At 35.3% G+C, this 14,224-nt stretch carries 12 protein-coding genes; all 12 read left to right on the top strand.

The window, feature by feature from the left end; translation table 11 throughout:
- Positions 1–465 precede the first annotated feature (465 nt).
- Complete coding sequence (locus tag ACKTSC_RS12755; protein ID WP_332631855.1) at positions 466–3,219, top strand: cation-translocating P-type ATPase; 2,754 nt, start codon at positions 466–468, stop codon at positions 3,217–3,219.
- A 160-nt stretch (positions 3,220–3,379) separates the two neighbouring features.
- On the top strand, positions 3,380–4,525 hold the full coding sequence (locus ACKTSC_RS12750; RefSeq protein WP_407857788.1) for a cation:proton antiporter: 1,146 nt from the start codon (positions 3,380–3,382) through the stop codon (positions 4,523–4,525).
- A 242-nt stretch (positions 4,526–4,767) separates the two neighbouring features.
- Positions 4,768–6,105: a TrkH family potassium uptake protein gene (locus tag ACKTSC_RS12745; protein ID WP_332631859.1), complete on the top strand. Its 1,338-nt coding sequence runs from the start codon at positions 4,768–4,770 to the stop codon at positions 6,103–6,105.
- Between the two features lie 306 nt (positions 6,106–6,411).
- Entirely contained in the window at positions 6,412–6,759 is a 348-nt protein-coding gene (locus ACKTSC_RS12740) for an ArsR/SmtB family transcription factor (protein WP_071862930.1), read from the top strand.
- On the top strand, positions 6,737–7,114 hold the full coding sequence (gene arsD / locus ACKTSC_RS12735; RefSeq protein WP_071862931.1) for an arsenite efflux transporter metallochaperone ArsD: 378 nt from the start codon (positions 6,737–6,739) through the stop codon (positions 7,112–7,114). The genes ACKTSC_RS12740 and arsD overlap by 23 nt, the downstream gene beginning before the upstream one ends.
- Before the next feature lie 36 nt (positions 7,115–7,150).
- Positions 7,151–8,875, top strand: coding sequence for an arsenical pump-driving ATPase (arsA, locus tag ACKTSC_RS12730; RefSeq protein WP_407857787.1), 1,725 nt, complete (start codon positions 7,151–7,153; stop codon positions 8,873–8,875).
- 60 nt (positions 8,876–8,935) lie between these two features.
- Positions 8,936–10,018: an ACR3 family arsenite efflux transporter gene (gene arsB, locus ACKTSC_RS12725; protein WP_407856429.1), complete on the top strand. Its 1,083-nt coding sequence runs from the start codon at positions 8,936–8,938 to the stop codon at positions 10,016–10,018.
- 2 nt (positions 10,019–10,020) lie between these two features.
- Positions 10,021–10,437, top strand: a complete 417-nt coding sequence (gene arsC, locus ACKTSC_RS12720; protein WP_090408118.1) for an arsenate reductase (thioredoxin) — start codon at positions 10,021–10,023, stop codon at positions 10,435–10,437.
- Between the two features lie 525 nt (positions 10,438–10,962).
- Entirely contained in the window at positions 10,963–11,898 is a 936-nt protein-coding gene (locus ACKTSC_RS12715; protein WP_407857786.1) for a sulfurtransferase, read from the top strand.
- Positions 11,895–12,602: a TVP38/TMEM64 family protein gene (locus ACKTSC_RS12710; protein ID WP_010743169.1), complete on the top strand. Its 708-nt coding sequence runs from the start codon at positions 11,895–11,897 to the stop codon at positions 12,600–12,602. The genes ACKTSC_RS12715 and ACKTSC_RS12710 overlap by 4 nt, the downstream gene beginning before the upstream one ends.
- A 228-nt stretch (positions 12,603–12,830) precedes the next feature.
- Positions 12,831–13,430, top strand: a complete 600-nt coding sequence (locus ACKTSC_RS12705; protein ID WP_407857785.1) for a tyrosine-type recombinase/integrase — start codon at positions 12,831–12,833, stop codon at positions 13,428–13,430.
- Positions 13,431–13,501: 71 nt separating this feature from the next.
- Entirely contained in the window at positions 13,502–14,053 is a 552-nt protein-coding gene (locus ACKTSC_RS12700) for a helix-turn-helix domain-containing protein (RefSeq protein ID WP_407856426.1), read from the top strand.
- Positions 14,054–14,224: the final 171 nt, after the last annotated feature.

Here is a 14,224-nt window from a genome sequence, read left to right as displayed (position 1 = left end):
AAGATTTCTCGAACTTCACGATAGCTAAGGTTATAACGAAGATAGTAGCCCACGGCTACAATAATCACATCCTGCTGAAATTGCTTTCCTTTAAAATGATTCATCGTCATTCCTCCTGCTATCTTTTTCTATTATTCTACCTTATTTGATAGTAGATTTAAAACTTTGCAACAGAACCCTTTTTTTCATAAATTTATAAAAGTGAATGTAACACAAACGGATTGTGTTTTTTTAGAAAAAAGACGTCTATCCTTATGGTTTTAAAGAGAATAAAGGCAAATGATTTATTGAACAATAAAAACACTGAATACCATATTAGTTGAAAGTTTTTCTAGAAAATGGTATATTAATTAGATTAATAGAATAACTAAAAGGTTGAGCGTATGCTTCAAGACAAGTCTTCCAAGGGTGAGGAAGGGTCTTTAAGTTTGCGCTTTTTTTTTGTAAAAATAGGAGGACAATTTTTTGAACTATTATAAAAAAAAGAAAGAGTCAATTTTAAATGAGTTTTCTGTTCAATCAAATCGTGGATTAACTAAAGAGCAAGTGTTAAATCACCGAGAACTGTATGGAGAAAATAAGCTCCCTGAGGAAACTGAAGATTCATATTTGAAAGTTTTTCTAAAAAGTTTTAAAGAACCCATCGTTATTGTTTTATTGGGCGCGGTCGCCCTCTCTTTTCTAAGCTCGTATTATGCTTTTCAAATACAAGGCGATAAGCATCATGGAGTTGAGGCACTTTACGAGGCAATTGCGATTTTGTTTTTGATTTTAATTAATGCATGTCTAGGGTTTTGGCAGGAAATTAGTGCTAGAAAAAGTTTAGATGCTTTAAAAGAAATGAATAATCGACAAACTACTGTTCTACGAGATTCAAAGTGGGGGAAAATATTGGCAAACGACTTAGTCGTAGGCGATATTGTTAGGGTTCAAGTAGGGGATTTTGTAGAGGCTGACGTACGCTGGATAGTTTCTGAAGAATTACAAGTAGTCGAATCACATTTGACTGGTGAGACGGATGCGATATTGAAAATGACGGACGTTATTGAAGAGACAGTTGAACCCGCAGATCAGACAAATATGGGATTTTCGGGTTCAACAGTTACAAATGGTCAAGGGTTAGGTATTGTAGTTGGAGTTGGAGAAAACACAGAATTAGGAAATATTGTACACATGATTCAATCTGTCGAATCAAAAAAATCTCCGTTGCAAAGTACTGTAAATCAGTTGACACGAATTCTTATGATGATTTCAGGCGGTATAGTCGTATTAACCTTTATTGTAGGGATAATTCGTGCTGGAGAATTTAACATTACAGCGATTTCTTCTGTATTATCGACATCGATTGCACTTGCAGTTGCCTCTATACCTGATGCTTTACCAGCGGTTTTATCTATTGTATTAACAATAGGGGCTGCTAAAATGGCTAAAAATAAAGGTCTGGTTAAATCTTTAAATAGTGTTGAAACATTAGGTAGCATGTCCTATGTTTGTTCTGATAAAACAGGGACGCTGACTAAAAATGAAATGACTGTAATAAAATTTACAGCGAATGGCAACGACTATGAGGTTAGCGGAACAGGGTATTCACCTATTGGAACAATTAGAAGTAAAATAGATCAGCCAATAACTAAGACAGAGGAATTCTTATATGGTGCTATTTTGTGCAACGATTCAATTGTTAGAGAAATCGAGGGAGAGTTTAAACCTTTGGGAAATCCAACAGAAGTTGCTTTAACGGTATTAGGGCAAAAGGCAGGAATCAAAAAATCAGATCTAATTGAAGAGTATTCGGTCATTCGTACATTGCCATTCACAAGTAGTCGTAAAATGATGAGTATTATTGTCAAAAACGAAGAAGGATACAAATTATATACAAAAGGTGCCCCAGATATTTTGTTAACAAACAGTAAGGGAGTATTAGTAGATACTATTATTGATTATTCGGAAGAAGCTAAACAAGCATTTAATAATAATATTGAAAAGTATGCTGATCAAGCATTACGTACTTTAGCGGTAGCACATCGAACTTTAACTAAAGAAGAAGCTATGAATGCCGACGTTACAGAATTAGAGCAGAATTTAATCCTTAGTGGTGTGGCGGGGATTATAGATCCAGCTAGAGAAGAAGTGAAAGAATCAATAAAAACGCTTCATGAAGCGAATATTGAAGTTGTAATGATTACAGGTGATCACGAAAAAACTGCCCGTGCGATTGCCTACGAGTTAGGGATCGTTATTGATAAAAATGCTCCAGTAATTAAAGGAATAGAATTAGAAAACATGACTGATGAAGATCTATTTAAAATAGTTAGATTAACCAATGTCTATGCTCGGGTTTCCCCAGAGCACAAGCAAAGAATTGTTAAACAATTACAAGCTCACAACCAAGTTGTTGCAATGACAGGAGATGGCGTGAACGATGCACCAGCGCTTCGTGCAGCTGATATTGGGATTGCTATGGGGATTGCTGGGACAGAAGTTACGAAAGATTCTGCTGACTTGATTCTATTAGATGATAAATTTACTACAATTGAAAAGTCAGTCCATAGCGGGCGTACTATTTATGGGAATATAAAAAACTTTATGCGCCATGAGCTAACAACAAATGTTGCTGAAGTTTTATCCCTGCTTATCGGGTTATTCTTCTTTACTAATACAATCGGTAATGTTTCAGGAGCAACTCCGACATTAACAGCTCTAATGGTACTATGGGTTAACATGGTTAGTGATGCAGTCCCTTCGTTTTCCTTAGGATATGATATTGCTGAATCTGATATCATGAAAGATCATCCACGTAATTTGAACGAATCAATTTTGGCTAATTATACATGGTCTAGAGTACTAATACGAGGAACAGTAATGGGACTGATGGTGTTTTTAGGATTTTGGCTTGCTGCCAAATCTGGTTTGTCTAGTAATGAAGCTCAAACAGTGGCCTTCTTAACTCTTGTTTATGGTCAACTTTGGCATGTCTTTGATGCAAGAAGTTCAAAAACTTTATTTAGAAGGAACCCTTTCAGCAATAAACGTTTGATTTTGGCCGTATCTTTTGCAGCGATTTCATCATTTTTAGTTACGATAATTCCATTTTTTAATATTGTTATGGGGACCGCGCCTTTAAGCACTCCTATATATCTACTAGTCTTATTTATTCCTGCATTACCAACACTAATATTGTCCGGAATTAAGGAACTATTTAATATTAAGATATGGTGAATAAAGATTTTACTAAAATTACAATATAAATAAAAGTGGCAACTACAAAGCATTCCTTTTTGAGGTTAAAAGTCGATCAATCACAACATTTTATTTCCTATTCTAAATCATATATCCTAAATAAGTATGAGTACTTTAAGAAGAAAGAGGATGAAAAATAATGGAGTTCATAGGGGTTTTATGTCTGATCTTAGTCAGCACTACTATAGTGGGGCACTTTTCAAGGCGGTTGGGCATTCCTGCTGTTATCGGACAGTTATTAGTGGGCATTTTGTTAGGTAACGCCGGATTAAAAATAGTTCATCCAGATATTTTAGTAGAAGATTTTTCCGAAATCGGAGTTATACTTTTAATGTTTCTAGCGGGGTTAGAAAGTGATCTTTCTTTACTGCGAAAATATTTTCGTCCAGGAATGTATGTAGCTGTTTTAGGTATCTTGTTTCCGGTCATATTAGGAACATTAGGTGGTAGTTTTTCCCATATTGCGTTAAACGAATCTTTTTACTTAGGTCTGATTTTAGCAGCTACGTCTGTTAGTATTTCAGTAGAAGTATTGAAAGAATTAAATGTTGTTAATACAAAAGAGGGATCTACAATCTTAGGAGCTTCTGTGGTTGATGATATATTAGTAGTTTTAATTGTCAGTCTAAGCATGTCTTTTTTAGGAGCATCAGGAGATAACAATCAAACACTAGGGATTATGCTAGTTGAACAAGTATTCTTCTTTATAGGAATCTATTTATTCATTCGTTGGGGCGCGCCTTATCTAATGCGATTAAGTAACAAATTGTTAGCTGAATCTTCAGTAATTATTGTTTCTCTTATTTTGTGTTTGAGCATGTCCTATTTAGCCAATCTTATTGGATTAAGTTCTGTTATAGGGTCTTTTTTTACAGGTGTTGCTATTGGGCAAACAAAGGTGTGGAAAGAAGTTCAATATAATATTGAAGCGATAGGTTATGCTGTTTTTATTCCTGTCTTCTTTGTGAGTATTGGCTTAGAAGTTACTTTTACAGGAATTGGAAAGCAACTGATATTAATCCTGTTTTTGACCCTTTTAGCGATTATTTCAAAATTGTTCGGAGGATACTTCGGAGGGAAACTAGCAGGATTCAATAATCATAGTAGTTTGATGGTTGGCTCTGGGATGATTTCCCGAGGAGAAATGGCTTTAATCATTGTTCAATTGGGTGTTCAAGCTCATTTAGTTAGCAAAGAGTATTATTCTGCTTTTATATTGGTAATCCTGTTTACAACACTATGCTCCCCATTTTTATTAAAGCATTTCACAAAAAAACTCTACTAAAGTTAACTATGTGTAGTGATAATATACTCCTATAATATGATTGCAGAAACTTTATTCTTAATCTTATTATAGGAGTATATTGCTTTTTTACCTAGATATTTTGTGTTTTTTAACTCCAAAACTGATCAGAAATATGGTACGCTTTTCATAAGTATTAATCATACTTCATAGAAAGTAGATAAGTGAAAAATACTTGTATTAATATTTAGATGTACCTAGTTTCTTAAACATGAAGGATAATAATGAGAACTAATAAAAAAAAGAGAATCAGAAAAAAAAATTCTACAGCTAGAACAATTACGATGATTTTTACCTGTATCATTGTTATAGGAACTGTTTTATTAAAACTTCCTCTAAGTTCTAAATACGGACAAAACATTAGTTGGATAGATTCATTTTTTATTGCAACATCCGCTACTTGCGTTACTGGGTTATCTCCTCTTGCTATTCACAACCAATTCAATGCGTTCGGTCAAATAGTTATTTTATTTTTGATTGAAATTGGGGGAATAGGTTTCATGTCTATCCCTGTACTGTTTTTTTCTATTCGACGCAAAAGAATCAATTTTAGTACCCGAATTTTATTAAGGGACTCAATGAATTTAGAAACCAAGTCTGGTGAATTTAAGTTAGCCTTATCAATCCTCAAAATTTCTTTTCTCATCCAATTTATAGGAGCTACAATTTTATCTTCTCAATTTATTCCTAAATATGGAATACCCCAAGGAATTTGGTTTGGCATTTTCCATGCTATATCCGCTTTTTGTAATGCTGGTTTTGATTTGTTTGGGAATAGTCTGATTTCATTTACTGAAATGCCAATTGTTTTATTGACAATTAGTCTCCTTATAGTTTTTGGTGGGTTAGGTTTTATCGTTTGGATTGATCTTCTTCAAATAAGAAGAAAGAGACTGAGTTTACAAAGTAAATTAGCTTTAGCAACAACAATCATGCTAATCCTAATAGGATGTACATTCTTTTCTAGGACTATTGAATATCAAGGCTCCATTATCAATAATATTTCAAATATTTTTTTCCTAGCGATAACCCCAAGAACAGCGGGTTTCTTCACTTTAAATTACGGAACAATTGAACAGTACGAATTAATGATTACGATGGTTTTAATGTTTATTGGGGGAACATCTGGATCAACAGCAGGTGGATTAAAAACAACGACGTTTTCTATCTTAATGCTAAAAGTTTTTAGTGTTTTTAAAGGGAAAGAAAGAACGGATATATTTTATCGATCAATAAATGAAGCAACCATTTCAAAAGCTATGACCTTATTTGCGCTATCTTTAATCATATGTACTGCTAGTATTTTCATATTATCTATTACTGAAGTATCCGAGCAGTCGAATTTAATTACGATAACTTTTGAGGTAATATCCGCATTAGGCACCGTAGGTCTTTCCGCAGGTATAACGCCTACGCTAACTATAGTAGGTAAACTCGTTATTATTTTCTTAATGTTTATCGGAAGAGTAGGAAGCTTGACTGTTATAGCCTCTTTAAACAATAAGAGCAATGAACAAGAGGCAAAAATAAAATATCCCGAGGAAATAATCATGTTGGGTTGATGAGCTCCCCTATTTAATATTGAATAGAGGTAAAACAATGATTAAAAATGTATGCAGAAAATATCCTAAAGATAGACATCAACGAATGTAACATAATCTGATTGTGTTACATTTGATGAATTAAATCTATTAGATCGATATACCAATATGAAGCATTAACATTGATAAAGAAAATTATCGATGTTAATGCTTTTTTGGTTCTATTGATTATTCATCAAGCATAAAAAATACAGAAACGATTGACGATTTATAGATATTCATCTATATTAATGCATAGATAAGCGTCTATGTTTAGGAGGATTAAGTATGAACTATGATGAAATGTCAGTAATGCTTAAAGCACTTGCTGATCCAAAACGGTTAAAAATCATTGATATATTGTCTTGTGGCAGCTTATGCGCATGCGATATTTTAGATCATTTTGATTTTACTCAACCGACCCTTTCACACCATATGAAAGTATTAGAAAAAGTTGGTATTGTGCTTGTTACCAAAGATGGAACATGGCACAGATATCAATTGACAGATAGCTTTGTAGATCAATTTATGGGTTCAATGATGCAATTATTTTCTAATGAAGAGAATTGCATTTGTGATACATCAAACTGTAATTGTAAAGGAGAAAAAGAAGATGAAAAAATTGGAACTATTTGAACCAGCAATGTGTTGCTCAACAGGAGTGTGTGGACCTTCTGTAGACGAAGAATTACTCATGGTGACTTCAGTTTTTGAGACATTTGAGGGAATAGATTCAGTAGAAGCTTCACGTCATAATCTTACAAGTGATCCAGATGCTTTTGTTAATAACTCCACGATTTTAAAGTTGTTACAAGAAAAAGGAAATGATATTTTACCAGTTACATTGCTAGACGGAGAAATTGTCAAAGAAGGATCTTATCCTACGTTAGAAGAATTTGGAAAATATGGTGCGATTCACTTTGTTGCTCAGCCGGTTAATAACTCTGGTGGATGCTGTGGAGGAAATGATGGAAGCGAAGGCTGTTGTTAACAGCCTCTTTTCTAGTTTAAGTAAGGAGGAGAATAAATGTTACAATATATGCCCCAAAAGATGGGCTTAACTAAATATCTATTTTTCACTGGTAAAGGTGGCGTAGGGAAAACAACTACCGCTTGTGCGACAGCCACTTCTTTAGCACAAGATGGAAATAAAGTAATGCTGGTTAGTACAGATCCGGCCTCAAATCTACAAGACGTCTTTCAGACAACGTTGACTAATAAACCTACTCCAATAAATGGAATCAATAACTTAATGGTAGCTAATTTTGATCCGATCACGGCTGCTGAAGATTACAAGGAGAGTGTTGTTGGGCCATACCGTGGCATACTTCCTGATAGTGCCCTTGTAAATATGGAAGAGCAATTGTCAGGGTCATGTACAGTAGAGATTGCAGCATTCAATGAGTTCGCAAACTTTCTAACTGATAAAGAAGTTGCAGAAGAATTTGACTATGTCATTTTTGATACGGCTCCAACAGGCCATACACTAAGAATGTTACAGCTACCCTCTGCCTGGAATAATTTTCTTGACGAAAATACTACTGGCGTTTCTTGTTTAGGTCAATTATCAGGTTTAGGTGACAAGAAAAATATGTATGAAAAAGCAGTAGGAACTTTGGCTGATGAAAAACAGACAACGTTAATCTTAGTTACTCGACCACAAAAAGCACCTTTAGTTGAAGCAGAGCGAGCGTCTGAAGAATTATTAAAATTAGGAATTGAGAACCAAAAATTAGTCGTCAATGGTTTGCTAGAAGTGTATGATGATGCTATTTCAGAGGAAATACACTCTGAACAACAAAGTGACTTGAACAACATGCCTAAACCATTAACTAAATTTGAAGCATACTACATTCCTCTCCGACCTTACAATGTCACTGGGGTAGATAAGCTTCAAATTTTATTGAACAATCAACAGCCTACTATCGTAGAACAGGAACAAGAAAGCGTTGATTTTCCTAATTTAGATTCAATAGTTAATGAGTTCATCCAAACAAATAAGAAAATTATTTTTACGATGGGGAAAGGCGGTGTAGGAAAAACAACCGTTGCAATAAAAATTGCTGAAAAATTAGCGCAATCTGGAAAAAAAGTTCATTTAGCTACAACTGATCCTGCTGATCATTTAAACTTATTTATTTCTAGTGATTTACCCATCTCAATCAGTCATATCGATGAGGAAAAGGAATTAGAAACATACAAAGAGGAAGTTCTTTCAAAGGCTCGTGAAACAATGAATGCAGATGATGTCGCTTATGTTGAAGAAGATCTTCGATCTCCTTGTACGCAAGAAATTGCTGTTTTCCGGGCATTTGCGGATATTGTAGACAAATCAGAAAATGAAATTGTTGTGATCGATACAGCCCCAACAGGTCATACATTACTTTTACTGGATTCTACTCAAAGCTATGCAAAAGAAGTAGAAAGAAGTTCCGGAGAAGTTCCTGTTTCCATTCAAAAATTGTTACCTCGGCTTCAAAATGAAGAAGAAACTGAAGTGCTTATGGTCACATTACCAGAAACGACACCAGTCTATGAAACGATGCGTTTAGATGAAGATTTGGATCGTGCAAAAATCGCTCATACCTGGTGGTTAGTAAATCAAAGTATGTTTGCGGCTGATACACAAAATAAAGTATTAAAAGCACGTTCGTTCAATGAATTAGAATGGATAGAAAAAGTATCTGAACTATCAAAAGGAAAATTTGCTGTTGAAGAATGGCAACCGAACTTTAGCCCTTTAGGGGTATAATTTTTTGCCAATACATAGATGTACATCTATGTATTGATTTCTTAATGATGGAGGATTCAAATGAAAAAAAATGAAAAACAACAAGGATTGGGAATCTTTGAAAAATATCTAACTCTTTGGGTAATAATTTGTATGGCACTTGGCATTTTAATTGGAAAGTTTCTACCGATAGTACCGGACACACTAAGTCAATTTGAGTATTATAATGTTTCTATTCCAACAGCCATTTTAATTTGGTTAATGATCTTTCCTATGATGTTAAAAATTGATTTTGGAAGTATCGTAAACGTGTCAAAAAAACCGAAAGGTCTGATCGTTACTTGTGTTACTAACTGGCTGATTAAACCTTTTACTATGTATGGTATTGCAGCCTTTTTCTTTTATGTTGTATTTAAGAGTTGGATTCCATTAGACTTGGCCAAAGAATATGTAGCCGGCGCTGTTATACTTGGCGCAGCTCCATGTACGGCAATGGTTTTTGTTTGGAGCCATTTAACTAAAGGAGATGCAGCGTATACGCTTGTTCAAGTTGCAGTAAATGATCTAATCATTCTCGTGTTATTCGCACCAATCGTTGCCCTTTTATTAGGTGTAGATAACGTGGTGGTACCGATGGCTACATTAGTATTATCAACTATACTTTTTGTTGTAGTACCCTTACTTTTGGGCGTTATTACGCGGATCTTAATTATTAAAAATAAAGGTTTGGACTACTTTGAGAATGTCTTTTTAAAGAAATTTGATTCTGTAACGATCATAGGATTACTCCTTACACTGGTGATCATTTTTTCTTTCCAAGGGGAAAAAATCCTTGCTAACCCTCTTCATATTCTGTTGATTGCTGTACCTTTAACAATTCAAACATTACTAATTTTTACGATTGCTTATACTTGGTCAAAACTTTGGAAATTACCTCATGATTTAGCGTCACCAGCGGGTATGATAGGTGCAAGTAATTTTTTTGAACTGGCTGTTGCAGTCTCCATTTCCTTATTTGGATTACAATCAGGTGCTACCTTAGCTACTGTCGTTGGCGTTTTAGTTGAAGTTCCTGTGATGTTACTCTTAGTTAAAGTGTCTAACAATACCAAAAAATGGTTTATGCAAAGCCCAGCAAATTTAACACATATTGGAGGGGAATAGCAATGAAAAAACTATACTTTTTGTGTACAGGGAACTCCTGCCGCAGCCAGATGGCTGAAGGTTATGCTCATAGTATTCTACCCAAATCAGCTTTCGAAGTCAGAAGTGCAGGTATTGAAACCCATGGATTAAATCCTAGAGCTGTAAAAGTAATGGCGGAAGATGGCGTGGATATTTCTAATCAAACGTCTGATCTAATAGACATGGATTATTTTAAGAATGCAGATTTGATCATTACTCTTTGTGGAGACGCAAAAGATAAGTGCCCTACCATTCCTAAAGGAGTTGTTCATGATCATTGGAATTTACAAGATCCTGCACAAGCAATAGGAAGTGATCAGGATATTCTTTCTGAATTTAGGAAAACCAGAGATATAATTAAGAAAAAGATTCTTGAAATCAATAGTCAGCATGATTAAATCTAGATATCATGATTCAAATTATATAAGGAAAAAATTACTGAAGAATATCACTTACAAATTATTGTTACACCATATCTCTGTTCAATACAAGATTATGAGAAGACAATGCATAGATTCGATTGATTATGTATAAATAGATAACTACCTAGATAGTATTGTAAAGTGGTAAACGTTTTAATATACTTTTAACTGAAGACTACCATTGTGGTATTTAGTTGGAGGTGAGAGGAATGTCTGTATTGCATCTATGACTATGAGTGTCTAAGAAACTTAGAGGCTCTAAGAGAGTAAATGAATGCATTCCTCCACTTTTATCTTCTTTATTAATGTGAAAAAAATCACTTTCAGAAGATAAGTTTGGAGAAGCATATTACTTGGTATGTTTCTTTTTTGCGTGCAAGATTATATGGGGTGTCTTCTATTTGGGAAGGAACTGTTTTTCATTTGCTTCTTTGTCATATTGGATTAGAAAAAATTCTTGGCTGATTTGAATACTCAAATCACCATATCAGGAGGATTATAATGAAAAAATTGTTAGCAGTGTCTTTAATCGCGTTAAGTCTAGGGATCGTTGGTTGTGGGAACTCAAATAATGCGACAGATGACTCAGGACAAGAATCATCTAAGAAGGAAGAAGTTCGCTTCAAAGGAGACTACATTGTCGATGCAGATTATGTGAAGGACCATTTAGATGATATTATCTTAATCGATGCACGCGGTGAAGATGCGGCTAAAAAAGGGACTGTGAAAGAAGCTGTTCCGATGACATGGCAATATCTATCGGATGTGGAGAATGGTGCTTCTGGTGATGAGAATTGGGGATTAGTATTAGAGCCTAAAAAGCTGGCTGAACATCTAGGTGAGAAAGGAATTGCAAAGGAGAAAGAGGTTGTATTATTTGCTTCTGCTCAAGAAGGCTGGGGAGATGATGGTCGGATTGCATGGGAGCTTCTTGCTGCTGGATATAAAGATGTAAAAATGGTTGATGGAGGCTTCTCTGCACTTAAAGATGCCGGAGTTAAAACGAATAAAGGCGGTACAGAACTAAAACCTGTCGATGTTGAGATCGACTCAATTAATCAAGATCATATGATCAAAACAGATGAACTTAAGGCGGATTACGATGATTACAAAGTCGTAGATGTTCGTGAGGATAAAGAATACGATGGTGAAGTATTATATGGTGAAGCAAAAGGTGGGCACCTTCCTGGCGCGATTCACGTGAAATATACTGATCTATTCAATAAAAATGGCACACTTAAAAGCAATGACCAATTAACTAAACTTTTTGAAGATGCTGGATTATCGAAAGATGATAAAATTGTCACTTACTGTACTGCGGGTATCCGTTCTGCTTATACACAATTGGTCATGGATATGTGCGGATTTAAAAATGTTAAGAATTATGATGGCTCATTTTATCGTTGGGCTAAAGTAGAAGATGTAGAGAAACAATGAAAAAACTGAGTAAAAAACAAGTAGCTAGAATTATTCTAGTCTTATTGATAGTGATAGGTATCGTGTGTTTCCTATATGTTCCAGCTATTAAATCAAAGCTTACTCAGGTATTAATGCTGTTCCGATCTATGAGTGTGGAGAGTATCATTGGTTATATTAAATCATTTGGTGCATGGGCAATTCTGATTTCATTTCTACTAATGATGTTTCAATCCGTCATAGCTCCTCTGCCAGCATTTCTGATTACGTTCGCAAACGCAGCGATATTTGGCTGGTGGCAAGGTGCAATCCTTTCCTGGAGCAGCGCAATGGCTGGGGCCTTACTGTGCTTCTACATTGCTCGAATTGCTGGAAGAGATTTTGTCGAGAAACTAAATAAAAATTTTTCATTGCAGAAATTAGATGAATATTTTGATCGTTATGGAGAACACACGATACTTGTTTGCCGATTGTTGCCCTTTATCTCATTTGATTTCATCAGTTATGCTGCTGGACTAACAGCGATCAAACCTATCCCCTTTCTAATTGCTACAGGATTGGGGCAGTTGCCAGCAACTATTGTCTACTCGTATGTTGGAAGTAATTTAACAGGTAATAGTCAAAAAATTATGTTTGGCTTACTGAGTATGTTTGCTTTGTTTATAGCAATTTATGTAATTAAACAAATCTATGGTGAAAGAATAAAAAAAGAATCTGCTAAATAAGTTTTGAAAATATTAGAGAGAAAGAATATCCAACTTCTTTATCTCTTTTTGATACTCTATCGAATGTAACACAAACCGATTGTGTTACTTTCGGCAAAATGACTCTATCCCTTGCGGCTCTAAGGAAAGCGCGTTTTTCCTTTGGTCGCTTTTTGTTTCGTTCGTTTTGAACGCAACATATTCTATGATATAATACGGTTATGTTACATTCGCAAGGAGGACAAAAATATGAACTATGTCGAGCCTATTCGTGACAAAAAAAAGATTGAGGACATGAAAGCAATGTTGGCCGCTGGGAAATTTGGTGATCGCAATGCCCTACTTTTTACTTTAGGGATCAATACTGCTTACCGCATTTCAGATTTGCGGACACTGAAGCTGAAGGACGTCTTAGAGATCTCTCGAAATAAAGTCGTGGTTCGCGAACGTCTGGAAATGAAGGAGCAAAAAACCAACAAACACAATTCTGTTTTGATCTCAAAAAAATTGAGAAAATCCATTCTGGAATATGTCATAAAGTATTTTCCAATGGAAATGGTCAATCATCATTTTGATCGTTACCTCTTCCCTTCCAGGAAAGGTGAGGATCAACCGCTGGATCGTGTCCAACAATGGCGAATTTTATCAGAAGCGGCCAAACGTGTGGGATTAAATAAGATTGGGCCTCATTCTATGAGAAAGACTTTTGGATATTTTCTATATAAAAATGGAACGGATCTCGCGTTGATCCAGGACTTGTTAAATCATAGTAGCCAGCGAGAAACCTTACGATATATTGGGATCACCCAGGAGGATAAAGATACAGCTGTACGTAGTTTGGATCTGTAAAAAGCACTAGTGAATAAACTGAAGTGCGCCCCTTAAGTTAGACCAGAAAATCTAACTTAAGGGGTTTTTTAATGACCAAATATGATTATGATTTCAAAAGAATCGTTGTAGAAGCGTATCAGAATGGTGAAGGTGGCTATCGAACGTTGGCTCGGCGCTTTGGTATTCCAGCTATGTCGTTAGTTAAAAAATGGGTGAAAACCGCTGAACGACTTGGCTTTAGCGCTCTAAATCGAAGAAAAGCCAAACAAACTTATTCTTCTCAATTCAAGCAAGATGTCATACACTATTATTTGACTAGTGGTGACTCTTACCTTGATGTTGCGTTGAACTACGGATTGCCATCTGGAGATTTACTCCAGCACTGGCATCAAGCATTTCTCCGCGAAGGCATGGAAGGTCTTTCACCCAAACCGAAAGGAAGACCTTCCATGACGAAGAAAAAGAAGAAAACACCAAAGAAACCGTTGACGCGCGAGCAGGAGCTGGAACGAGAAAATGAACTGCTTCGTGCAGAACTAGCATTCATAAAAAAGCTCCGAGCTTTAGGGATGACTATCCCGGATCGACTCAAGAACGAGACGCACGAATCATCCACGAACTCCGAAAAGAATTCCGATTAGGAATTCTCCTTGAAGCGACGAAATTTCCTAAAGCAACGTATATGGGTTCTGTTGCAAAGTTAAAAAATCAAAATAAAATTTCAATTAATTTCTGATTTTATGCTTAGATACTCATCAATATATTCATTTCTTGAATCACTGAAAAGCCAAAGAGACTTTTGTCTCTTTGGC

The sequence above is a fragment of the Enterococcus hailinensis genome (genome assembly GCF_045862035.1).
Taxonomy (GTDB): Bacteria; Bacillota; Bacilli; order Lactobacillales; family Enterococcaceae; genus Enterococcus_A; species Enterococcus_A hailinensis.
This window is presented reverse-complemented; position numbering and strand designations above follow the sequence as displayed.

Bases quoted from the DNA above. Each gene is read 5' to 3' on its own strand.
- ACKTSC_RS12750 (WP_407857788.1), top strand. From the start codon at position 3,380: ATGGAGTTCATAGGGGTTTTATGTCTGATCTTAGTCAGCACTACTATA.
- ACKTSC_RS12745 (WP_332631859.1), top strand. From the start codon at position 4,768: ATGAGAACTAATAAAAAAAAGAGAATCAGAAAAAAAAATTCTACAGCT.
- ACKTSC_RS12740 (WP_071862930.1), top strand. From the start codon at position 6,412: ATGAACTATGATGAAATGTCAGTAATGCTTAAAGCACTTGCTGATCCA.
- arsD (WP_071862931.1), top strand. From the start codon at position 6,737: ATGAAAAAATTGGAACTATTTGAACCAGCAATGTGTTGCTCAACAGGA.
- arsA (WP_407857787.1), top strand. From the start codon at position 7,151: ATGTTACAATATATGCCCCAAAAGATGGGCTTAACTAAATATCTATTT.
- arsB (WP_407856429.1), top strand. From the start codon at position 8,936: ATGAAAAAAAATGAAAAACAACAAGGATTGGGAATCTTTGAAAAATAT.
- arsC (WP_090408118.1), top strand. From the start codon at position 10,021: ATGAAAAAACTATACTTTTTGTGTACAGGGAACTCCTGCCGCAGCCAG.
- ACKTSC_RS12715 (WP_407857786.1), top strand. From the start codon at position 10,963: ATGAAAAAATTGTTAGCAGTGTCTTTAATCGCGTTAAGTCTAGGGATC.
- ACKTSC_RS12710 (WP_010743169.1), top strand. From the start codon at position 11,895: ATGAAAAAACTGAGTAAAAAACAAGTAGCTAGAATTATTCTAGTCTTA.
- ACKTSC_RS12705 (WP_407857785.1), top strand. From the start codon at position 12,831: ATGAACTATGTCGAGCCTATTCGTGACAAAAAAAAGATTGAGGACATG.
- ACKTSC_RS12700 (WP_407856426.1), top strand. From the start codon at position 13,502: ATGACCAAATATGATTATGATTTCAAAAGAATCGTTGTAGAAGCGTAT.